This is a genomic window from Paenibacillus sp. TY11, from assembly GCF_059772165.1.
On record NZ_JCBAIQ010000018.1, the window covers coordinates 79,374 to 100,019 of the forward strand.

Below are 20,646 nucleotides of genomic sequence, written 5' to 3' on the forward strand. Positions count from 1 at the left end.
GGTGTAGCAAAGATGATCATCCCAAACAAAATGAAATACAACCAACATTATAGATTAAGAAAGAGGAGTGGTTTGAATGTTTAACAACTGGTTACGTGAAAACAAAGTCGCAATGTGGCTGCTGACTGTAGTACGGGTTTATCTAGGATATGAATGGATGACCCATGGATTTGAGAAGCTGACTGGTGGATTCGATGCAGGCGGATTTATCTCGGGGGCCATTGCTAAAACAGGTGGAGACCATCCCGCTGTACAAGGCTGGTGGGGATCGTTCCTTGAAGCCTTTGCCCTGCCGAATGTCGGTTTGTTCAACGTCCTGATCCCACTGGGTGAGTTCTTGGTCGGGGTTGGCCTGCTTCTTGGTACATTGACTACACTGGCTGCTTTGATGGCAATGGTTATGAACTTCTCGTTCCTGTTCTCGGGTACAGTAAGCACCAATGCAATCTATCTGCTGTTTGAAATCTTCCTTGTGGTTGCTGGTGCAAATGCCGGAAGAATTGGCTTTGACCGTTGGGTACTGCCCTTCCTGCGTGGACTGTTTCGTAAAAATAAAGATGCCTTTCCGGCGGATCCCACTCGGAAAATAGCTTAACTATCCAAAAATAACCGTTACCCTCCGGGCTAATGGTTATTTTTTTGCTCTGTCATACTCAGGATACACGTGCCTTCTAATTAATCGAAGAAGCAGAATACACAAAAGAACTTCCATTCCCACACACCATGTGGATTCGGAAGTTCTTTTTCACATTTACGTATCACTTTCTTGACCAAAAGCCCAACAATTGAGACTCAACGAGCCAAGGACATACGACTGAAAAAGCTTACGCGCGGAGCGCTCATTATCCGCAGCCCCCATCGCATAAAACAAAGGTGAAAAATGCTCTATCCCATAAGAAGGAACCGCCTGCTTGGCATAAGGAGCCTTCTTATCATATTGGAATAGATGACGCAAATTCCAGTCTTGAAGCTGCTCTGCAATCCAGTCATCATATTGAACCGCCCATTCTGCTGGCTCACTCGTCTGCTTAAGTGTCCGCAAGTTGTGGACCAATCCGCCGCTACCGATAATCAAAATCCCTCGTTCTCGCAACGGCGCCAGCATCCGTCCAATCTCATATTGCTCCTGGGGAGCGCGCCGAGAATCAATGGATAGGGGTACGACTGGTATGTCCGCATCAGGATATATGTGCCGCAAAACCACCCATGCTCCATGATCCAGTCCCCGGTTCCGAACCGGCTGGTGGAACAGGTTATGCTGACTGAACAGATGCTCTATCTCCTCATACAGCTTCGGATCGCCTGGTGCAGGGTAATCAAGTGTGTACATTTCTTCGGGAAAGCCATAGAAATCGTGCAACGCTGCATGCTGATCATCCGCGCCGATACATTGATCGGGGCTATCCCAATGCGCGGAAAAAATGACAATTCCTTTGGGTCGAGGCAGGCTCGCGCCCAGCTTTGCAAGAAAGCTGGTGTATGCGTTATTTTCTACAGCCAGTGTCGGTGAACCATGCGCAACAAAAATTGAGGGTAATGTCATCGCTGCCAACCTCCACACGCCAGTATAGTGTTACTCTTCCATTTTACTCCGGCGGAGGCGCAATTTCCAATACAATCCGTTACACCCTGAAATCAGATCATCCAGTGCTGCCAATCCCGTTGAATATTTTCCTGCTCATCCAGCCATTCAAGCGTCCGGTCAATCAGCCGTTGCCGCTCTTTACCTGACGAGAAAGTGTGATCTCCCTGGAAAATAATCTCTTTATCACAACGTCCCTCTGGACGCATCCAGAATACCTTTTGAAACAGAAATGCATAATCCACAGGAATGATATCATCCGAGGTTCCATGAATCACGAGTACATCCCCGTTGAATTTAACGGCCTCCTGGAACGGCTGGAATTGAGCTAACGACTCAAAATAAGCAGGTGTGAACTTATAGCCCAAATAGTCGGCATGACCGGTTTTAACAGACTCATCGTACACGCTTCGCTCCGTAATTTTGACGATGTCGTTGAACGGATAGCCGACAGCTGACCAAAGGACCAGGTTTTGTACTCTCTTGTCCCGTACGGCTGTGAGCAGGGCAACAGCGCCTCCCAGACTGTGACCGATCAGCGTCACCTTGGTCGGGTCAATGTCCGCGCAATTCAAGGCGTAATCCAACACGGTACGTGTCTGGTTAATCATCGACTCTAACCCCTGCTTGCCATATTCACCCGTGCTTTCTCCACAACCGGCAAAATCAAAGCGCAGGACAAAATATCCCCCTTCCGCCAGTTCACGCGCAGTCTTGACGAATAACCGATCTACTCCGATACGATTGCCTACAAAACCGTGACATATGACAACGAGGGGAACCCGTCTCTGACGATCTCCCTCATTCGCATTGTTTGGATAATGAATTGTTGCGGCCAGCTCCTCATGTTCATAGCGAATTCCAATTTGCCGTTCCATCATGATTCCTCCTGTCTGAAGCTTCACTTCACCACTTAATAATTCAAACTCATATTTAACATGAATACCTACGAGGATATTCATTCACTTTAATTCCGATAAGTTTAATGTGTTTTATAATAAAATCAGTCTATCATCGCCCTGATTCCTTGTCAACCTGTCAGTTCACACCGATAAAGAAGTAAACAAATGGCGCTCCCCGATATGATACCGGAGAACGCCATACTACACACTTATTAGGGTGATTTCTCACAATTGAGTAGACGATCCGCTATTCGTAGCTGTGCCTGAACATTTGATGGGTCTCGGCTCGTCCTTCCCACTCCAGTTTACAGGAGGCGCCGCAATTTTGATCCTCATGCCATAAGCTTCGGTAGCTCTCTTCACCCAGTTCACCTGCAAATTCTGTATCCCCTGCCACTTCGGTATCGTCCAGTATACGGTACGTTGGAGATGTCCCTTGAACGCTCCGGTGACTCACGTTTGCAGCCGAGACTGCCCCGCTATACCCGTTCGGAGCGCCCGCCAGTCTTTTCTGGACTGAATAATCTGCCTGGTTCTCCAGTTTCATGATGCCACATCCTCTCAACGTTTATATTCAGGTTGCTCCATGTGCTCCCCTTTATCCAGTTTGAGGAGAATGCAGCGGTAATATACATTCCATAGCTAAAGCCTTTTGCCATCCACCGCTTCCTCACGTATACTGTCTTTGTTACGAAATGGCGTTCCATCAGCCCGGGATACGCTTATAAAGCAGGAGGAAGAAATGAATAAAGCCAAAAATTATACGCTTATTGCATGGATTGCCTTATCCATGTTTTTCTTGACACAGGCGATCATTGGATGGTTTGTCACATTCACAGGCGGGGATATCAAACCCTTTGAAAAAGTTAGCCTATCCACCCTTATCATCATCGCCGCAGGAGCCATTCTGCTGGTTGAAGCACTGATGAATTTTATGGACCGTCCGGAAGAAGGCGAGGAGACACAACAGCCAGACCATGCTCCCGTAAAGCCCCAGATGAATCTTAAATCCATCTTGACGTATGTTGTGTTAGTTATCGTGATTCTTGTCGCCGGACTGGCGCTGCGCAGTGTACTGCCGGAATTTAGGATCTCACCCTGGGTGAATTTAATTCTCGCGGCCATCGGCTTCATTGGACTCAAACCGATTTTTCTGCGTAAAAAACGTTCATAACCCGCAATTCTCATTGTACTGGAGCTGCCTCATTTCGGATCGTAGCAGCTCCTTTTCATTTTCGATCAGGCATCCGACTTGCAGCCTGGGTGTTCGCCAAAAAGCCGTATTCCTCGCCTGCAAGAAGAGGCATGGAGAATACGGCTTGATGTACTTTAGAACTTATTTGGAAAATAGTTGTTCTGCATTATCCATGGCAATTTTGTGTCCCATCGCGGAATAGTCCAGCCAAGGCTGCCCGTCCAACATGTAGACATGCCCTTGCTTCACCGCTTTGAGTCCTTGCCATACTGTATTTCCTTCCAGTTGCTTGTATACCTTTTGGGCATCCGCGCCTTTACTGATAATAACAAGGATGGCATCGGCATCATAATCTGGTAAAACCTCTTGGGAAACGACCTGATAGGCCTTGTTGATTTTTTCTACACCCTTGGCTGGCTTCAAGCCCAAGTCCTGATACAACAGCGGTCCTACCGGACGCTTCATCCCCATGACACGAACCTCTTTCGCCGTCACACGCACAGCCATAACTGTTCCGTCTCCAATTTTTGAGTGAATCAGCTTTTTGACCCGTTCCCTCTGTGTATCATAATCTTTTAGAAAAGTGTCCGCCTGTGTCTCACGGTTAACCATGACAGCTATTTTTTTCAGTTGGTCTTTCCATGTGCCTTCATCCAGATCAAAAATCTCAGTTGGCGCAATTTTCTCAAATTTAGCCACATCGGTTCCCGAATATTTTTTGTCGAGGAAAATATGATCAGGTTGAAGCTCCAGTACCGCTTCCATATCCGGGTCTGTGACAACACCTAGCTTGCGGGTATTTTGGAGACGATCTTTTACATGGGGCAGAAAATCCTTTACATCTCCACCAATGACCGAACCAGCCGGAGTAATGCCCAGTGCCAGCAGGTTGTTCGTCAAATGAATAGACATCGAAGCAATACGCGAATCCGCACTAATGGTTGTCTGGGCGCTGTCGGCCGCTTTCGTATCGGTAGCTTTGTTGTCGGCTGCTTGTCCACAAGCGGACAGCATGATCATACATAAAACTAAAGCCATGGCTACCCATGAACGCTTAAAACCTGAATCCTTAAATCCATATTTTCTCATGATTATTCTCTCCTATGCTATTTCCTTCTGTCATTTTGTTCGGGACAACAGGAATAAAAAATACGGGGCTCCTACCACAGCAACCACCACACCTGCGGGAATCGCATTCGGCTGAAACACCGAACGCCCAATCGTGTCTGCGGTGACCAAAATGACGACTCCGACCAAACAGGCTACTGGCAGCAAATGCTGATACATTGGTCCGACCAGACGGCGAGCCAGATGAGGCGCGATCAGCCCGATAAAGCCGATGCCTCCGGCCATGGATACGCTGGCACTGGATAAAGCCACGGCTGCGCCCAGCAGTATCAGCCGCTGACGCTTCACACTTGTACCGATTCCAGCTGCGGTCTCGTCACCCAGCGACAGGTTATTCAGGCTGCGCGTCTGCGACAGAACGTAGGGCAATACAATGACAATCCACGGCAGCAAAGCCGCTGCATGTATCCAGTCCCGGCCCCATACGCTGCCAGCCAGCCAGCGTGCAGTAAATGCGTACGTATCCTCATCCAACCGCAACGACCAGTACAGCGTTATGGCACTGAGGCCCGAGGCTACACCGATGCCGGACAGGATCAGACGCACGGGCACGATTCCTCTGCTGCGGTTATAGGACAACAAAACAATCAGCACCGCCGCAACGACACCTCCTGCAAAGGTAAACAAGGGGATCAGCACAGCTGCCGAGCCCTCCAGGTCGCGAAAAAAGCTGACGAACATCACCAGCCCCAACGCAGCCCCCGCATGAAGTCCCAGCACTCCGGGGTCAGCGAGCGCGTTCCGTGACAAGCCCTGCATGACTGCTCCGGCTGCACCCAGTCCTGCTCCAGCCAGCACCGTTACTACGATACGTGGCAGACGATATTCGAACAGAACGATATGATCACGTCCGCTACCACCGCCAAACAACGTATCCAGCACGCGTAGCGGTGGAATACGAATGGTTCCGGTATTCAAACCCAGAACAATGACAACAAAGCTGATTCCCGCCAATACCAAACAGACGAGCCAAGCCTTTGTCGTTCTTGTATCCCCGTTCCCTAAAGAGCGACTCACTACAAATCCCTCCTTTCCTTACGGGCGAGAAAGAGAAAAAAGGGCACTCCGATAAAAGACACCATAATTCCAATAGCTAGCTCCTCCGGCGGATTCGCCATTCTCGCTCCCAAATCAGCCAACACCAGCAGCACGGCTCCCAATAACGCAGACAACGGTACAATCTGGCGATAATCCACACCGATCAGCTTGCGAGCAATATGTGGGATGACCAAACCTACGAAGCCGATGGCCCCAGCAGCCGATACGGACAGTCCCGCCAGTACCACCACGGTCAGCAGACCCAAAAGCCGGATACGCCTGAGATTTAACCCAAGGTTTAACGCCACCTCATCGCCCATCGATATCAGCGAAATGGAGCGGGCCAGCCCCATAGACCAAGCGATTACAATAAGCAAAATCGGTGCAAGAATCTCAAGCTGCGACCATTTGATTCCGGCAACACCACCCGCATACCAGAAGGCTAAATCCTGACTTAGATCAAAATAAATCGCAATCCCCGAAGTCATGGAACCTAACAGCGCAGCCGTCACAGCTCCAGACACCGTTAATCTCATCGGTGTCAATCCCCCCGGTGCGGAAGCTCCCAGACCGAATACCAGTAAGGTACTCATCAGCGCCCCCAGGAACGACAATACAATTAACGTCCCATAAGGTAGATCGGGAAAAAAGGCAAAACTCACAGCGACCACAAACATTGCTCCTGCGTTAATGCCTAGCACACCTGTATCTCCCAGCGGGTTGCGTGTAATGCCCTGAATCAGAGAGCCTGCCACCGCCAACGCAGCTCCAATGACAGCTGCACCGAGCACACGCGGTAATCTCAGCTCATGAATGATCTGATGTGTCATCAGCGAACGATCATAATGAAATACTGCCGACCACACTGTGCTTACGGTCAAGTCCTTGGCTCCGAGAGAAATAGCGGCGAATATGGCCAAGGCCAAGAATACAGCAGAAGCTGTGAACAACAACGCCTGCCGAATTCTACTAGCTCGGAGTACCGGGCGGGCTGCAAAGGCTACTTCAGGAACTGTGCCCTCTGTCGGAGCTATATGTTTGTCCATGCTGTCTTTAAACTGCATTCGTGAGGTCACTCCCTCCATACCTGAAAACCACCACGGCTCTCATAACGATAATGATAATTATTATCAACTTGATACATAATAGCATGTTTCTATGACATTGCAAGCCAAAAACTGCTCCCCCTTAGGAGGAACAGTTTTTGGCTATATCTATGTGAGATCGCTACACGGATGACTTCAAGCAACCCTCTGTTTAGTACGTAGGCCAACCTGCCGAATCCCATTTCAAATCACTAATCAGAAGCTTTGGATTTCCGTCATCGGTGGCATCATAGGCATGACGCGCAATTACACTGTTGTTATAGATAGATTGTCCGCCCGGTCCCTTCCAACGGTCATTCCCTGCATCCAGTACGGTTCCGCCGCCATCCATCAGATTCTTACCGCTCTTGTCTACATAGGGTCCGGTGATATTCTTGGAGCGACCGTAAATGATTTTGTAATTACTATTTGCCCCTTGGCAGCAGTTATCAATGGAAGCAAACAGATAGTAATAGCCGTCGCGGTATGTAACATGTGGCGCTTCCAAACCACCAGCGGTACGCTTGGCGATAGAATAGATCTGGCCCGTAGGTTTCATCGTATTCTTGTCCAAACGAGTAATTTTCAGACCCGTATTCCATGAACCGAAGGAAAGCCATGGATTACCGGAAGTGTCAATGACCAAATTCGGGTCAATGGCATTATAATCGTCAGATTGTGTCGTACGCAGCACCAATCCGTCATCTCTCCAGCTTCCCGCTCCTATGCTCGTCGCAGAAGTCAATCCGATGGCCGAAGTGCGGGACCCCATAGTAGAAATGGAGTAGTAAACCCATACTCGTCCATTGTACTTTTGAGCATCCGGTGCCCATACATCGTTTGGCTTTTGCTTAGGTACATACGATTTCCACCATGATGGCGGCGACAAGAATATTTGCGGCAATCTGTAAAAATTGCGTCCGTCGTCCGATCTTTGAACCTGTATCCCCTGCCCTGTGGAGAAAATATACCATGCGTTGCCTTCCTTCGTGATGGACGGATCGTGTACCGCCACATCGCCAGTTAGCGCCCAATGCTCTGCTGATGCGGACGGCATCACTGACAGCAATAAAGCAGCCGAGGTTACAGCCGCAAACGCCGTTCGGGCTAATTTACCCCGTACTGATTTTTTCCAGTATTTCAACATTCTACGCACCTCCGAATTAGTATCATATGATGAAAATCAGGTGACACACCTATTACATTAGTGTTTATACTTATGAAGTTTCACATATATTAACCTATTAACTCCCGTTTTGTAAACGCTTTATTTCAAATAAAAAGAAATTCATAAACTACGCATAACGCTATTTACACAAAAAAAGAAGCCCTTAGGCCTCTTTCTTAAATTAGCATATTAAACAGATTTTCGTTTTTGTTCAGCTCTGTATATTGAAGCCCTTTGCGGTTCATTCGTTCAATTAAAGGAAGATAGTCTTCCTTGTGGAACAGCTCAATGCCGACCAGAGCTGGTCCATTTTCCTTATCATTCTTTTTCGTATACTCAAACCTTGTAATGTCGTCGTCCGGTCCAAGCACATCCTGAAGAAACTCACGCAGTGCCCCGGCTCTTTGCGGGAAATTGACCATAAAATAATACTTCAGTCCTTCGTAAATCAGGGACCGTTCCTTAATCTCCTGCATACGATCAATATCGTTGTTACCACCGCTGACGATACAGACAACCGTTTTGCCTCGAATCTGCTCACGATACAGATCAAGTGCTGCTACAGGCAGTGAGCCCGCAGGCTCCACAACAATCGCATTTTCATTATACAACTCCAGAATCGCGGTACATGCTTTGCCTTCCGGTACCTTCACAATATCGTCCAAGGTATGTTTACAAATATCGTATGTCAGCTGACCGACACGCTTCACCGCAGCTCCGTCAACAAACTTGTCTATTTGATCCAGTGTAACCACCTTGTGCAAACGCATCGCTTCCGTCATCGACGCCGCGCCAAGGGGTTCCACGCCGATTACCTTGGTGGACGGACTCACGGTTTTAACATACGTACCTATGCCTGCTGCCAAACCGCCGCCGCCAATCGTCACGAACACATAGTCCGCAGGTGCATCCAGACTCTCCATCACTTCCATCGCAATCGTACCATTGCCCGCAATAATTTTCGGCTGATCGAACGGATGGATGAAGGTCATTGCCTGCTCGCTGCACACCTTCATGGCCTCGTCATAGGCATCGTCAAACGTATCTCCGGTCAGAATGACCTCCACACTGTTACCGCCAAAGCGACGAACCTGCTTCACCTTTTGATTGGGCGTTGTACTCGGCATAAATATTTTACCGTGGATGCCAAGCGCATTACATGAAAAAGCCACACCTTGTGCATGATTCCCTGCACTCGCGCACACGATGCCTTTTTCCATTTGCTCAGGAGTCAAGCTACGGATCATGTTGTAGGCTCCACGGATTTTAAAGGACCGCACGACTTGGAGATCCTCTCTTTTCAGATACACATTACAGTTATATTTGGCCGATAGAACGGCATCCCTCTGTAAAGGTGTACGTACAATCACCTCACGCAGCATATGATGCGCCCGTACAATATCCTCCATGCCAACGGTTGATAACGTGTCCGAGTCGGTTTTCTGGGTTTCTGTTGGTTCCATAGGTTCTCCACGCTCCGCCTGAATATTTCTTATTTGAAATCTTTCAAATATCATACCACGTTTACCTATAGCTTGTGCAGATTATAGCATGAAAATGAGAATGAAAATCAATTGAATTCAAAAAAACAGACCGGGACAATGCCCGACCTGCCTTTCCTCACGTTACACATTTCTTGTATTCAATCGCTCCATAATACCGTAACGATTATCCTTTTACCCCGCCTGCCGTCATCCCCTCAATAAAGTAACGCTGGAAGAACAGAAATACGACGAGAATCGGTAAGATAGCCAAAACTGATCCGGCGATCAATACATCATAATTGTTGCCATATGGCGTCAGCAGACTGGACAGACCAATTGGCAGTGTCAGCATGTCGTTGGTGCGCAATACGATCATCGGCCACAGGAAGTTATTCCAACTGTTCATCGCCTGCAAAATAGCCATTGCCGCAAATGCAGGCGCCATCAGAGGCATCATAATCCGCACGAAAATACCATACTCTGAACATCCGTCAACCCGTGCAGCATCCATAAAGTCCTTGGGTACTCCACTCAAATATTGACGGAAGAAAAAGATCGGAATCGGCGCGACGACGAATGGCAGAATCACACCCCATACCGTATTAATCAGCTTCATGCCGATCATTAGTTTGTAAAGCGGCAGCATGATAATTTCTACCGGGATCATCATCACAACCAGCACCAGTGTGAAAATCACATTTTTCAGTCTAAAACGATACATCTCCAGACCGTACCCGACCATCGCGGACAATATCAGACATAACACCGTAAACAAGACGGTAATGACAATACTGTTCCAGTACCATTGAAAATAATCCGTCGTCCCTTGAAAGATGAACGCATAGTTTTTCAAGGACATGATGCCCCACTCCAGCTTAAGATTCAAGCCGTAGCGCAGCAGCTCCGTCGATGGCTTAAACGAGGCAAGCGTCACGGCAAATAACGGAAACAGAGCAAACCCGGCAAACAGAATGAACAGGACAACGAGCAATGCGGATAACGGGCCTTTTTGTTTCTGAGCCATCGCTTAATCCTCCTTCCGAAACAAACCAAAAAATTTGAGCTGGATCAGGTTCAGCAGCAATGTAAATACGAGCAATACAATGCCCACCGCGGCTCCGAAGCCCATACTGTTCTGCTCCAGACCTTGGCGATAGAGATAGCCAACAATCGTTAAACCAATATCATTCGGGGAGTTATTTCCGTTCCACAGCATGTAACTCTCCGTGAACATGGACAACCCCGCATAAATGCTAATCGTAAATACGTAGATCGTCACCGGTTTCAACATGGGAATCGTAATCCGCCAAAAAGAATCGAAGCGACTGGCTCCATCAATCTGTGCAGCTTCATACAACTCGGGAGGAATGTTCTGTAGTCCTGACATATAGTACAGCATGTTCACGCCCAGCCATCTCCACAAGGCCAGTACGATCAAAGCTAAAAAGCCGGTGTTTGCATTCATAAGCCATTTGTAAGGTTCGAGACCGAATACCCCCAACAGGGAGTTCATCAGCGAACCATCCAATTCCCCGAACATGAGTCGGAAAATCGTCCCTGCTACCACCACTGAAGTTAGTGCAGGTATAAACATCACGGAGCGAAACAGCCCTCTACCCGGCATTTTAGGCGAATTCAGTAATACCGCCAGTACCAGCGGCAGAGGAATCAGCACGACCAGTGTAAGCAGAGTGTACAGGACGCTGTTCAATATCGCTTTTCCAAACGTAGGATTGATTAAGTCTTTATAATTCTCCAGTCCGACATAAGTTGTTATCCCTGGCAGTACTTCCTGAAAGCTCATAATGACCGTCGAGATGACCGGATACGCAAAAAATAGTGCAAAGGACAGTAAAAATGGAAGGACAAACACATACGGTGCCGTACGGCTGGAATGAATAAAGCGACTCCATCGGCTTCTGGTCGGACGCTGAGGTTTTGGCGGCTGACCTGTCGGTACATTAGCGTTCGTATGAACGGGCGTTGCCATGAATCTCACTCCCTTTCCTGTTGGGGTCTATCTCAGTTCATCTGCTAGCTCATGCAGCACCGTGGCTGGATCTTCGCCATTCAGCAGTGTCCGATAAAGTATTTTATTGCGCACAGCACTGGCGATATCAGGCGTTTTCGGTCCGATATGCACCGCATTGATTTCATCTTTTACTTCGATGAGTGTGTCAAAAATATTCGTTCCGAAATACTCCGTAAATTTATTCTTGGCTTTGACTTCCGGCATCGTCCACACTTCACTGCGGATAGGATCAAAACCTAGCTGCTTCCAAATCTCCACATTCCCTTGTTTGGACAGCTTGGCAAAGGCCAGAAACCGCATCGCCAAATCCTGGTGCTTCGACTGGTTCGTGACCACCGTACCGGTCCCGCCCATACCCGCTGAGCGATAGCCGCCTTTTTCCCACGCCGGCAACGGTCTGATGATGATTTTCCCTTTCAGGTCAAGCATGTAATCCGTAAAACGTCCCATATACCACATCGGCATCCATACCGAAGCAGCCCCACCTTTGTTCATAAACCCGTAGTATTCCTCCATGTGGTGCCCACCGCCCGGTGCGGGAATAGCGATTTTGTCTTTTACCATCTGCTGAAGAAACTCGAGTGTTTTAATATTCGTTTCGTTATCCAGCGTTAACTCGCCCTTGTCATCCAGAAAATCCGAATTCTGCTGGGAGATCATCGGCCAATAGTTCCACAGGTCATTCGTTTCCAGGGTCGCCATCGGCTTGCCTGTTTTCGCCAGCACTTGCTTGCCTGCAGCAGCATAGTCTGCCCAAGTGACGATGGAATCCGGGTCTACCCCCGCCTGATCCAAAATTTCTTTATTGTAATACATCACTTCGGCCCCGACATGGAAATCAATGCCGTAATACTTCCCGTCTTTACCGTAAATCTGTACTCTGGAAGGCACAATGTTTTTGATCTCTGGGTCAATCACCGGATTGAGTGGGACCAGTTGCGGTATCCCTTTGAGGAAATTACCGATCTTGTTCACCTCGATATCCGCGATATCCGGCGCTCCCACCCCCGATTGCAGCGCAATCGACAGCTTGCTGTGGTGGTTGTCATAAGGAAATGTATTCGCTTTCAAATTAATCAGTTCATCAGGGTGCTGTTGGTTCCATTGGTCAGCCATTTGCAGAAAAAACTTCTCATGCAGTTCATTGAACGTCCACAATACAAGTTCTGTTCCCGGTCCATCCTTTTCATCGGTCTTGAAAGAACAGCCTTGCAGCAGTCCAGCCATCAAAACCACCGCCATTAGCATCAAAGCCATGCTTTTTCTTCGCAGCAGCATATCCTTCCCCCTTCGCATGATGAAATACAATTCGTTAATGATTGCGCTTTCTTTTCTATTTAACATCAACCTAAATTGGTTTACAACAATATTATTTATAAAATATTCATTTTTAACGCAGAACTAGCATCTTCATTGCATTATAGGGGGAAAATGAATTGAATGGGACTATGACGATTTTTGCATAAAAAGAAGGCCCAACTCGAATTGAAACTCGAAGTTGGGCCTCGCTATTTTAACTACTCTCGGGAATGTGCTGCCTCGTCCTTAACTTCCTCCCGAAATGCTTTAATACTTTCCTTACGACGCTCATTCTTTTCTTCGATCTGCTTACGCTCCTCGCTGCTGATTTCAGAGGAGAACTCGTTTAGATATCCTTCAGCTTCATGCAGGTTCTGCTGTGTGTTCTGAATACTTTGTTGCAAATGTTCAACATTATCGGCCCGATTATCCGGTTTTGCCATCGTTTATCGCCTCCTAGTTATGGAATCGCTCACTGAGCGCTAAACCGTAGCTTGATCGCTATCGAATGATTTTATGCATTCTTGTGGCAATTAATAAAATAGAGTAATTTAGATTACATTATTCAGTTATATTGAAATTGGGAAAAAAAGAAAAGGGAGCAACCTGTTATATGGAAACGAGTAAGCTAGACCCGCTAGAAGATATTCCAAAGGGACGGTTAGCGACTCTTCTTGAAGTGCTGGGGGTGTCTACAAAGTTAGGTCTAACCTCCTTTGGAGGGCCGGTTGCACATCTAGGGTACTTTCATAATGAGTACATACGCCGTCGAAAGTGGATGGATGAACAAAGTTACGCCGATCTTGTAGCGCTCTGCCAGTTCCTCCCCGGTCCGGCCAGCAGTCAGGTTGGCATTGGAATTGGAGTTGTAAGAGCAGGATTACTTGGCGGATTGTTAGCCTGGATTGGTTTCACACTGCCGTCGCTCCTTCTGTTGGTTGCGTTTGCTTTCCTGCTTCAAGGATACGATATAGCGAGTGCGGGGTGGATTCATGGACTGAAGATCGTAGCTGTAGCGATTGTGGCCCATGCTATTCTGGGGATGGGACACAAGTTGACGCCTGATCGGGATAGAGCAACAATCGCCGTGATTGCCGCCGTGATTACATTGTCCTGGCATACAGCTTACAGCCAAATTCTCATCATTGTTGCTGCCGGTGTAGTTGGCTTATGGCTCTATCGAAAGAAAAGGGCAGAGATTACGTCTAATCTTCAAATTGCGGTTAGTCGTACTTTTGCGGTCTGTTCCTTGGTTCTATTTTGTGCACTGCTTGTGGCACTTCCGCTTGTCACATCCTCGGAGGAAGTGGGATGGTTAACGCTGTTTGATAGCTTTTATCGTTCAGGCTCTCTGGTATTTGGCGGGGGGCACGTCGTACTGCCGCTTCTGGAACGAGAAGTTGTTCCAACAGGATGGGTTAGCCAAGAGGATTTCTTGGCAGGTTACGGAGCTACGCAAGCAGTGCCAGGGCCGTTGTTCACATTTGCAGGTTACCTTGGAGCTATCGCCGGGGGAGTACCAGGAGCAGTGGTTGCCACTCTCGCCATTTTCTTACCGGCATTTCTTCTTGTTGTCGGTGCACTCCCGTTTTGGAATGGATTAAGAAACAATCCGAAAATCCAAGGAGCTTTGGTGGGGATTAATGCAGCCGTGGTTGGTATTTTGATGGCTGCGCTGTATGATCCACTTTGGACTACCGCCATCTTGAAACCGATGGATTTTGCCCTGGCGATCATTTTGTTTATGATGCTGGTCTTTTGGAAGCTTCCGCCTTGGGTGGTTGTTCTTGCCGGTGCAGCGGGAGGAATGTTACTGGGGTAAGTGTAAGCCCAATAGGAGGCATGGCGGGCAAAAGTATCCGGGTAAATAGATCCGACCTTCTATGTGCGAGTGAAAAAGCCGACTGCTTGAAAGCAATCGGCTCTCTGTAGAGAAACCTTAGCCAGGTCACTCGCCCTATTCCTCACATTTTTATATTTAGTGCTTATACCTGCTCTCCACTTGGGCTAAAATGCTCCCCAAACCAACGTCCTGCGGCTTCGGCCTCAGTACGAGTCAATTGATGACCATTGCGTTCCCAATACGCATTCACCTGCGCACCAGCACCTTCCAGTAAAGCTTGCAGCTCACGAGATTCCGTGACCGGAACGATCGGGTCATTTTCACCGGAAGACAGAAATACAGGGATACCGTTTAAATCAGGCAAATTCAGCCCACGCAGCGGCACCATCGCATGGTGTAAAATAGCTCCACGCAGCGCTTTTGCATCGTGAAAGAGCATGCTGGCGGCTATGTTTGCCCCATTGGAGTAGCCAAGAGCCACAACGTTGTTACGGTCAAAATCGTATTGCTCTGCAGCTGAATCCACAAATTCGCTTAGTTCTTTGGTACGAAATACGAGATCCTCAATATCGAACACGCCTTCTGCCAATCGGCGAAAGAAACGCGGCATCCCATTTTCCAGCACATTTCCTCTCACGCCTAACACAGACGCTCCCGGTGCTACCATGTCAGCCAATGGAATCAGATCCTGTTCGTTCCCACCGGTACCGTGTAGCAGCAAAATAACCGGGGCTTGTGGATGATTTCCTTTACGAAATACGTGTTTCATATATATTCCCTCCTTCATTTTTGCTCGAAATTAAGATTCTTATTTTTGTGTTAATTTGATTATAGCCAACTTCTCTACCTTTTACAAACACAATCAGCCTGATTTAAATCTTTTTTTCTAAAATGATGTATTGTTCCGTTGACATGTATTATAGCTTTAATTTAATATGATATTAGATATTTAGAATATTATCTAAATATCTAAAGGAGGAAATAAATTTTGAATGATGCGTTCAAAGCTTTGGCTGATCCGACCCGGCGTAAAATATTACAGCTTTTGAAAGAGAAAAGCATGAGCGCGGGCGACGTCGCCGAGCATTTTCAAATCAGCAAGCCCAGCATATCCCACCACCTGAGTGTTTTGAAGCAATCTGGACTGGTGCTAGATGAACGACAGGGACAAAACATTATTTACACCCTGCATACGACGGTGGTCGCAGATGTCATCGGTTGGATGTTCAGCATCGCTCAATCTGATATGCCTGCAAAGAAACATTTGAATGATATTAAGGATACGGAGGGATCTGAATGAAATTTCGGATACATTGGAACTTTACGGATGTTTTAACGACTTTGATTGCTTTATCACCTGCTATAGGGGCTTTGCTGCTGTACGACCGACTTCCCAATGTTCTGGCCTCTCATTTTAGCTTTGACAATACAGCAGACAGGTATATGAGTAAAAACAGTTCTATTCTCATGCTGGTGCTATTGGGGCTGGTGCCTTTGGTCGTTCGGTTAGCCCGCTACATGGACCCCAACAGGGCAAATTTCGAGAAATTTGCTAAAGCCTATGAGGTTACGCGTATAGGTACTTCCCTCATTCTCGCTATAGCCGGTTGGGGAATGCTGCTGTATAACCTGAACATACGACTGCAAATGAATACTATAATTTGCGGGGGAATAGGCCTGATGCTGTTGGTGCTGGGCAATTATATGACACAGGTACAGCCGAACTATACCTTCGGTATCCGCACGCCGTGGACTCTGTCCAACCCGGAGGTATGGCGTAAAACGCACCGTTTCGGCGGACCTATGATGATGCTCGGTGGTGCTTCGGGTTTGGTAGCGGCATGGGTCGGTGGAGTGGCGGGGACGGTCATTTTTCTCACCGGGCTGGGTATATCCGTCGTCACGCCCATCCTCTACTCCTTCCTCCTGCATCGCAAATTTAATCAACAGTAGGATACAGGACGTAGTAACTCTGTCCAAACGGACAAAAGCGTATGAGACGATCCCAATGCTAAATAAAAAAAGAACCTCCTAGCTACGATAACGCAGATCTGGAGGTTCTTTGTGCATTTTAATATTAGAACAACAGTTTATCGGGATGGGTGCCTACACGCTCATCCAGATGAAGACCATTGATTCGATCAATATCCTCGGCCGTCAGTTCAAAATCGAATAAATCGGCATTTTCGCGGATACGATGCGCGGTTACAGATTTGGGAATCGTCACAATACCCCGATCCAAATGCCAACGCAAAATAACCTGCGAAGAGGTTTTACCGTATTTTGCAGCAATCTCAACGATATCCGCTTGCTCGGTTAATTTCCCCTTCATCAGCGGACTCCACGATTCAAGCTGAATCTGGTGCTCCCGGCAGTATTGATGCAACTCTTGCTGTGTCAGACGCGGGTGAAGCTCCACTTGGTTGATGACAGGAACAATGTTGCTATCTTTGAGGAGGTCTTCGAGATGGTGAACTTGGAAGTTGCTTACTCCGATAGCGCGTACGCTTCCTTCTTCATACAGTCGTTCGAACGCCTTCCAGGTTTCCTTGTACTTGTCCTTGCCAGGCCAATGAATGAGATACAGATCAATGATGTCCAGACCCAGCCGTTTACGGCTTTCCTCGAAGGCACGCAGTGTTGAATCAAACCCCTGATCTTGATTCCATAGCTTGGTAGTAACAAACAGATTTTCTCTGACCGCCCCACTGTCACGAATGGCTTGTCCAACCAGTTCCTCATTGCCGTAGATCGCCGCTGTATCAATGTGACGGTAGCCGACCTCAATAGCTGTTTTGACCGCTTCGTAGACCTCATTGCCTTCCGCCTTGTAAGTACCAAAACCCAGCCAAGGCATCTGAACTCCGTTATTCAGTACAGTTGTATCCGCAATGTTCCCCATACCTATCTCCTCCTGTTCCTGATTATGAATTATCCAACGGGATGATTACAGTTTAGTCGCATCCTGAAAAGCATTCACTTGAAGCGGAGCAGCCAACAATTCTTTAGCCGCGGCAACAAATGCCTGGAAATGGGCAGACTTGTTATGGAAATCTACAGCAGCAGCATCTTTCCACTCTTCAACCATAGTAAATGCGTTGGGATCATTCAGATCCTGCATTAACGTGTAGCGTACATTGCCTTCTTCAGCTTGTGATGCGCTGATCAACCCTTGGGTTTGTTGCAGAAAAGTCTCTCTTTTTTCAGGTAAAACTTTCATATCGGCATGAATAATAATCATAATATTTTCCTCCTTGTATTATGTAACTATTTCTATTATAGACCATTCTTTCGACAGATTAAAAGTGCGGCTGTTCCTGTAATACAGTAAAATGAATCGTATTGGGGAGTTTATCGGCTGATCAGCTCCTCCTATATTTTGCTTAACGGCGGTGAAGGCATGTGCGTTTTCAGACAAAACTAATGGTATTCATATCCCTTTTAGTACTGGTGGTCACCGGGCTGTTGGGATTATCCTTTCGATATATGATCACCACCGCTCTATATGATGAAATCGGAAAAAGGGCGCTAACCGTTGCCAATACGCTTGCGGTAGATGCGCAGATTAGGGACGCTCTGGAAAGGACCGACACGACGCAAATGCGTTCGCGAATCAACGAGGCAGTAAAGCCAGTCCAAGCCAGCACCGGCGCTGATTTTATTACCATTGCTGATCGTCATCTCATCCGGCAGTGGCATGTAAACCCGGAGCGCATCGGACAGCCTATGATGGACCCTATGAATGATAAGGTGCTGCAAGGGCAGTCTTTTATCACCGAGTCCACGGGCTCTCTCGGACCGTCACTGCGGGCCAAAACTGCGGTTTATGATAAGCAAGGTAAGGCCATCGGGCTCATTTCTGTAGGTTTTTTAATCACAGATGTGCAGCAAAATATTCGTACCTACACATATGCATGGCTTTGGTTCATGGTGGGTGCGCTGATGATCGGCATTTTGGGAAGCCTGCTTATAGCGCAACGAGTACGCCGCGAACTGCATGGGCTGGAGCCAGTGGAGATTGGACGGTTGTACCAGGAAAAGCAAGCCATTCTCGAATCCATAGGTGAAGGGATTATCGCGGTTAATAGCAATGGACAAGTCACACTTGCAAATCCTCAAGCCGTCCGCCTGCTCGGCCTTCCTCTGGAAACTACCATAGACGGTTGCGAGCTTCGTCACTTACCGGGTGCCGCAGGTAAACTGGCAGATGTACTTGTCACCAATCCAACAGCGGAAAATCCAATCATGGAGCCAGACCATGAAGTGATCGTATTCAATGAGGAAATTGAGGTGCTGCAACGGGTTGTAGTGGTTAGCTGTGTTCCAATTAAGGATAAATCCGGTCGAAGGATTGGCACGGTTGCCAGTCTGCGTGACAAAACAGAGCTGCTTCGCATGACGCGGCAGTTGACAGAGGTCAAAGATTACGCGGAAGTGCTGCGATCACAAACACACGAATACACCAATCGGCTGTATCTCATATCCGGTCTGCTTCAGTTGGAGTGTTATGACGAAGCGGTGGACTTTATTACTCAGGAATCGGAGGAGTATCGTGTGCACAGGTCCGTTTCCTCTACTCTTTTACCTGATTCAATCATCGCCAGCCTGCTGATCGGCAAGAAAAAACAGGCGCTGGACAAGGGGATTGTATTACATTCTACTATTAGCGGTGTGTTCTCTACCTTTTCTCCTGCGTTGGAGTGGTCGCTTCTCGCTGCCATGGCCGGAAACCTGCTGGATAACGCCATGGAAGCTGTCGCGATGCACTCCGCTCCTGAGGGACAGGTCTGGTTCCGGCTTGAAGAAACGGCGGAGGCAATAACCGTGGAGGTTGCGGACAACGGGTCGGGAATTTCGGAAAATATCCGGGAAAAGCTGTTCGTCAAAGGAGCATCAACCAAAACAGAAGCAGGACATGGGTACGGCCTTGCTCTCGTGAATGAGTATGCAGAGCGAATGAGCAGCTCAATAAAAGTACTTGAACGGACAGGTGGAGGTACCATTTTTGAAATACGCATACCTTTCAATAGGTCAGTAATGAGTGATGATGCAAAAGGAGGTTACGCCCATGAATGAGCGGATTTTATCGGATATTGAGGTTCTTATTATTGAAGATGATCCGCGAATTGCGGAAATTAACCGACGATTTATTGAAAAGGTGGACGGGTTCACCGTATGCGCAATAGCAACGAACGAATTTGAGGCCAAACTTCAATTGGACGTGCTGCGTCCCCATTTGGTTATGCTGGATGTTTATTTTCCTGATACCGACGGTCTAGCTCTGCTATCGTTTATCAAGCAACACTATCCGGACACAGATGTCATTATGCTGACTGCCGCCAAAGAAACAGAAACCGTGGTACAAGCCGTCCGTGCAGGTGTGTTTGATTTTATCGTGAAGCCGCTTGTGTTCGAAAGATTGCGTGCAACGCTGGAGGAATATGCCCGTTTTCAGCGGCAGGTCAAGGCATGGCAGCAGCAGCCAGCGACGGTAGAGCAATCCGAAATTGACAATCTGCTTAAAAGCGCGGGCACCGGTCGGATGGCAGGCAACGGAGTGGGAGAGCTATGGGCCAAGGGCATTGATAAAGTAACCTGCGACAAGGTGCTTGATCTCCTGAATCGGCGGGGGGAGCTGACCACGGGGACAGTAGGGGTTGAACTGGGCATGAGCCGTTCGACAGCCAGAAGGTATCTGGAGTACTTAGTAGAAAGTGGCAACGCCCACCACGATCAAGTGTACGGAACCGTCGGCAGACCGGAGCGTATCTATCGGCGACAGCGGGGAGATGAATAAAGGTAATTTTAATGAACTTAATTCACTTTATAAGCCAAAATGGTTTAAATGATCACATTGTTTACGTCCCTCCTCCCGATTGCTAGAATGATC

The 20,646-nt window shown here is 47.8% G+C and carries 22 protein-coding genes; 7 read left to right on the forward strand and 15 right to left on the reverse strand.

The annotated features are described in order from the left end of the window. Positions 1 to 76: 76 nt before the first annotated feature. Positions 77 to 595: a DoxX family membrane protein gene (locus tag AC6EJC_RS19295; RefSeq protein WP_444955349.1), complete on the forward strand. Its 519-nt coding sequence runs from the start codon at positions 77 to 79 to the stop codon at positions 593 to 595. A gap of 156 nt (positions 596 to 751) precedes the next feature. On the opposite strand, the gene AC6EJC_RS19300 is transcribed toward AC6EJC_RS19295, so the two are convergent. The 3 genes from AC6EJC_RS19300 to AC6EJC_RS19310 all read right to left on the reverse strand — a co-directional run bounded on the left by AC6EJC_RS19300 (position 752) and on the right by AC6EJC_RS19310 (position 3,031). Continuing rightward, positions 752 to 1,543 (reverse strand): dioxygenase family protein, encoded by a 792-nt coding sequence (locus AC6EJC_RS19300; RefSeq protein WP_444955350.1) that lies wholly within the window; start codon positions 1,541 to 1,543, stop codon positions 752 to 754. A 92-nt stretch (positions 1,544 to 1,635) separates the two neighbouring features. Next, positions 1,636 to 2,460, reverse strand: a complete 825-nt coding sequence (locus tag AC6EJC_RS19305) for an alpha/beta hydrolase (RefSeq protein ID WP_444955409.1) — start codon at positions 2,458 to 2,460, stop codon at positions 1,636 to 1,638. A 271-nt stretch (positions 2,461 to 2,731) separates the two neighbouring features. Beyond that, entirely contained in the window at positions 2,732 to 3,031 is a 300-nt protein-coding gene (locus tag AC6EJC_RS19310) for a hypothetical protein (RefSeq protein ID WP_444955351.1), read from the reverse strand. A 195-nt stretch (positions 3,032 to 3,226) separates the two neighbouring features. Here AC6EJC_RS19310 and AC6EJC_RS19315 point away from each other — a divergent pair, with 195 nt between their 5' ends. Next, positions 3,227 to 3,658, forward strand: coding sequence for a hypothetical protein (locus tag AC6EJC_RS19315; RefSeq protein ID WP_444955352.1), 432 nt, complete (start codon positions 3,227 to 3,229; stop codon positions 3,656 to 3,658). A gap of 162 nt (positions 3,659 to 3,820) precedes the next feature. Here the strand turns inward: AC6EJC_RS19315 and AC6EJC_RS19320 are convergent, their stop codons facing one another. The 9 genes from AC6EJC_RS19320 to tlp form a co-directional block, all read right to left on the reverse strand. After that, positions 3,821 to 4,768 (reverse strand): ABC transporter substrate-binding protein, encoded by a 948-nt coding sequence (locus AC6EJC_RS19320; RefSeq protein WP_444955353.1) that lies wholly within the window; start codon positions 4,766 to 4,768, stop codon positions 3,821 to 3,823. Positions 4,769 to 4,798: 30 nt separating this feature from the next. Further along, complete coding sequence (locus tag AC6EJC_RS19325) at positions 4,799 to 5,824, reverse strand: FecCD family ABC transporter permease (protein WP_444955354.1); 1,026 nt, start codon at positions 5,822 to 5,824, stop codon at positions 4,799 to 4,801. Beyond that, a complete protein-coding gene (locus AC6EJC_RS19330; protein WP_444955355.1) occupies positions 5,824 to 6,909 on the reverse strand; it encodes a FecCD family ABC transporter permease in 1,086 nt (361 codons plus the stop codon). Before AC6EJC_RS19330 ends, AC6EJC_RS19325 begins: the two co-directional genes overlap by 1 nt. Before the next feature lie 193 nt (positions 6,910 to 7,102). Continuing rightward, positions 7,103 to 8,077, reverse strand: coding sequence for an arabinan endo-1,5-alpha-L-arabinosidase AbnA (gene abnA, locus AC6EJC_RS19335; protein WP_444955356.1), 975 nt, complete (start codon positions 8,075 to 8,077; stop codon positions 7,103 to 7,105). A 197-nt stretch (positions 8,078 to 8,274) separates the two neighbouring features. Further along, positions 8,275 to 9,561 carry a threonine ammonia-lyase IlvA gene (gene ilvA / locus AC6EJC_RS19340; protein WP_444955357.1) on the reverse strand — a complete coding sequence of 429 codons (1,287 nt, stop codon included), beginning with the start codon at positions 9,559 to 9,561 and terminating at the stop codon, positions 8,275 to 8,277. Between the two features lie 205 nt (positions 9,562 to 9,766). Beyond that, positions 9,767 to 10,606 carry a carbohydrate ABC transporter permease gene (locus AC6EJC_RS19345; protein ID WP_444955358.1) on the reverse strand — a complete coding sequence of 280 codons (840 nt, stop codon included), beginning with the start codon at positions 10,604 to 10,606 and terminating at the stop codon, positions 9,767 to 9,769. Between the two features lie 3 nt (positions 10,607 to 10,609). Then, a complete protein-coding gene (locus AC6EJC_RS19350; protein ID WP_134911164.1) occupies positions 10,610 to 11,572 on the reverse strand; it encodes a carbohydrate ABC transporter permease in 963 nt (320 codons plus the stop codon). A gap of 27 nt (positions 11,573 to 11,599) precedes the next feature. Continuing rightward, complete coding sequence (locus AC6EJC_RS19355; protein WP_444955359.1) at positions 11,600 to 12,892, reverse strand: ABC transporter substrate-binding protein; 1,293 nt, start codon at positions 12,890 to 12,892, stop codon at positions 11,600 to 11,602. A gap of 239 nt (positions 12,893 to 13,131) precedes the next feature. After that, positions 13,132 to 13,356: a small acid-soluble spore protein Tlp gene (tlp, locus tag AC6EJC_RS19360; RefSeq protein WP_444955360.1), complete on the reverse strand. Its 225-nt coding sequence runs from the start codon at positions 13,354 to 13,356 to the stop codon at positions 13,132 to 13,134. Positions 13,357 to 13,526: 170 nt separating this feature from the next. On the opposite strand from tlp, the gene AC6EJC_RS19365 reads away from it, so the two are divergent. Continuing rightward, entirely contained in the window at positions 13,527 to 14,735 is a 1,209-nt protein-coding gene (locus tag AC6EJC_RS19365) for a chromate transporter (RefSeq protein ID WP_444955361.1), read from the forward strand. Positions 14,736 to 14,898: 163 nt separating this feature from the next. Here AC6EJC_RS19365 and AC6EJC_RS19370 read toward each other — a convergent pair whose 3' ends face one another. Then, positions 14,899 to 15,525 carry an alpha/beta hydrolase gene (locus tag AC6EJC_RS19370; RefSeq protein ID WP_444955362.1) on the reverse strand — a complete coding sequence of 209 codons (627 nt, stop codon included), beginning with the start codon at positions 15,523 to 15,525 and terminating at the stop codon, positions 14,899 to 14,901. 219 nt (positions 15,526 to 15,744) lie between these two features. On the opposite strand from AC6EJC_RS19370, the gene AC6EJC_RS19375 reads away from it, so the two are divergent. Further along, the gene (locus tag AC6EJC_RS19375) at positions 15,745 to 16,056 is read left to right on the forward strand and encodes an autorepressor SdpR family transcription factor (protein WP_444955363.1); all 312 of its coding nucleotides are present in this window, start codon (positions 15,745 to 15,747) and stop codon (positions 16,054 to 16,056) included. Beyond that, the gene (locus tag AC6EJC_RS19380) at positions 16,053 to 16,709 is read left to right on the forward strand and encodes an SdpI family protein (RefSeq protein ID WP_444955364.1); all 657 of its coding nucleotides are present in this window, start codon (positions 16,053 to 16,055) and stop codon (positions 16,707 to 16,709) included. Before AC6EJC_RS19375 ends, AC6EJC_RS19380 begins: the two co-directional genes overlap by 4 nt. A gap of 124 nt (positions 16,710 to 16,833) precedes the next feature. On the opposite strand, the gene AC6EJC_RS19385 is transcribed toward AC6EJC_RS19380, so the two are convergent. Both AC6EJC_RS19385 and AC6EJC_RS19390 read right to left on the reverse strand, forming a co-directional pair. Beyond that, positions 16,834 to 17,658: an aldo/keto reductase gene (locus tag AC6EJC_RS19385; protein WP_444955365.1), complete on the reverse strand. Its 825-nt coding sequence runs from the start codon at positions 17,656 to 17,658 to the stop codon at positions 16,834 to 16,836. A gap of 45 nt (positions 17,659 to 17,703) precedes the next feature. After that, entirely contained in the window at positions 17,704 to 17,997 is a 294-nt protein-coding gene (locus AC6EJC_RS19390) for a putative quinol monooxygenase (protein ID WP_444955366.1), read from the reverse strand. Between the two features lie 161 nt (positions 17,998 to 18,158). On the opposite strand from AC6EJC_RS19390, the gene AC6EJC_RS19395 reads away from it, so the two are divergent. Together AC6EJC_RS19395 and AC6EJC_RS19400 are read left to right on the forward strand one after the other, a co-directional pair. Continuing rightward, on the forward strand, positions 18,159 to 19,832 hold the full coding sequence (locus AC6EJC_RS19395) for an ATP-binding protein (RefSeq protein WP_444955367.1): 1,674 nt from the start codon (positions 18,159 to 18,161) through the stop codon (positions 19,830 to 19,832). Then, entirely contained in the window at positions 19,825 to 20,553 is a 729-nt protein-coding gene (locus AC6EJC_RS19400; RefSeq protein ID WP_444955368.1) for a response regulator, read from the forward strand. Before AC6EJC_RS19395 ends, AC6EJC_RS19400 begins: the two co-directional genes overlap by 8 nt. Positions 20,554 to 20,646 lie beyond the last annotated feature (93 nt).

Coding starts and splice junctions, on each gene's coding strand:
- AC6EJC_RS19370 (WP_444955362.1), bottom strand. CDS start 15,525: ATGAAACACGTATTTCGTAAAGGAAATCATCCACAAGCCCCGGTTATT.
- AC6EJC_RS19295 (WP_444955349.1), top strand. CDS start 77: ATGTTTAACAACTGGTTACGTGAAAACAAAGTCGCAATGTGGCTGCTG.
- AC6EJC_RS19345 (WP_444955358.1), bottom strand. CDS start 10,606: ATGGCTCAGAAACAAAAAGGCCCGTTATCCGCATTGCTCGTTGTCCTG.
- AC6EJC_RS19380 (WP_444955364.1), top strand. CDS start 16,053: ATGAAATTTCGGATACATTGGAACTTTACGGATGTTTTAACGACTTTG.
- AC6EJC_RS19300 (WP_444955350.1), bottom strand. CDS start 1,543: ATGACATTACCCTCAATTTTTGTTGCGCATGGTTCACCGACACTGGCT.
- AC6EJC_RS19355 (WP_444955359.1), bottom strand. CDS start 12,892: ATGCTGCTGCGAAGAAAAAGCATGGCTTTGATGCTAATGGCGGTGGTT.
- AC6EJC_RS19350 (WP_134911164.1), bottom strand. CDS start 11,572: ATGGCAACGCCCGTTCATACGAACGCTAATGTACCGACAGGTCAGCCG.
- AC6EJC_RS19320 (WP_444955353.1), bottom strand. CDS start 4,768: ATGAGAAAATATGGATTTAAGGATTCAGGTTTTAAGCGTTCATGGGTA.
- AC6EJC_RS19305 (WP_444955409.1), bottom strand. CDS start 2,460: ATGGAACGGCAAATTGGAATTCGCTATGAACATGAGGAGCTGGCCGCA.
- abnA (WP_444955356.1), bottom strand. CDS start 8,077: ATGTTGAAATACTGGAAAAAATCAGTACGGGGTAAATTAGCCCGAACG.
- AC6EJC_RS19330 (WP_444955355.1), bottom strand. CDS start 6,909: ATGCAGTTTAAAGACAGCATGGACAAACATATAGCTCCGACAGAGGGC.
- ilvA (WP_444955357.1), bottom strand. CDS start 9,561: ATGGAACCAACAGAAACCCAGAAAACCGACTCGGACACGTTATCAACC.
- AC6EJC_RS19390 (WP_444955366.1), bottom strand. CDS start 17,997: ATGATTATTATTCATGCCGATATGAAAGTTTTACCTGAAAAAAGAGAG.
- AC6EJC_RS19385 (WP_444955365.1), bottom strand. CDS start 17,658: ATGGGGAACATTGCGGATACAACTGTACTGAATAACGGAGTTCAGATG.
- AC6EJC_RS19315 (WP_444955352.1), top strand. CDS start 3,227: ATGAATAAAGCCAAAAATTATACGCTTATTGCATGGATTGCCTTATCC.
- AC6EJC_RS19365 (WP_444955361.1), top strand. CDS start 13,527: ATGGAAACGAGTAAGCTAGACCCGCTAGAAGATATTCCAAAGGGACGG.
- AC6EJC_RS19310 (WP_444955351.1), bottom strand. CDS start 3,031: ATGAAACTGGAGAACCAGGCAGATTATTCAGTCCAGAAAAGACTGGCG.
- AC6EJC_RS19400 (WP_444955368.1), top strand. CDS start 19,825: ATGAATGAGCGGATTTTATCGGATATTGAGGTTCTTATTATTGAAGAT.
- tlp (WP_444955360.1), bottom strand. CDS start 13,356: ATGGCAAAACCGGATAATCGGGCCGATAATGTTGAACATTTGCAACAA.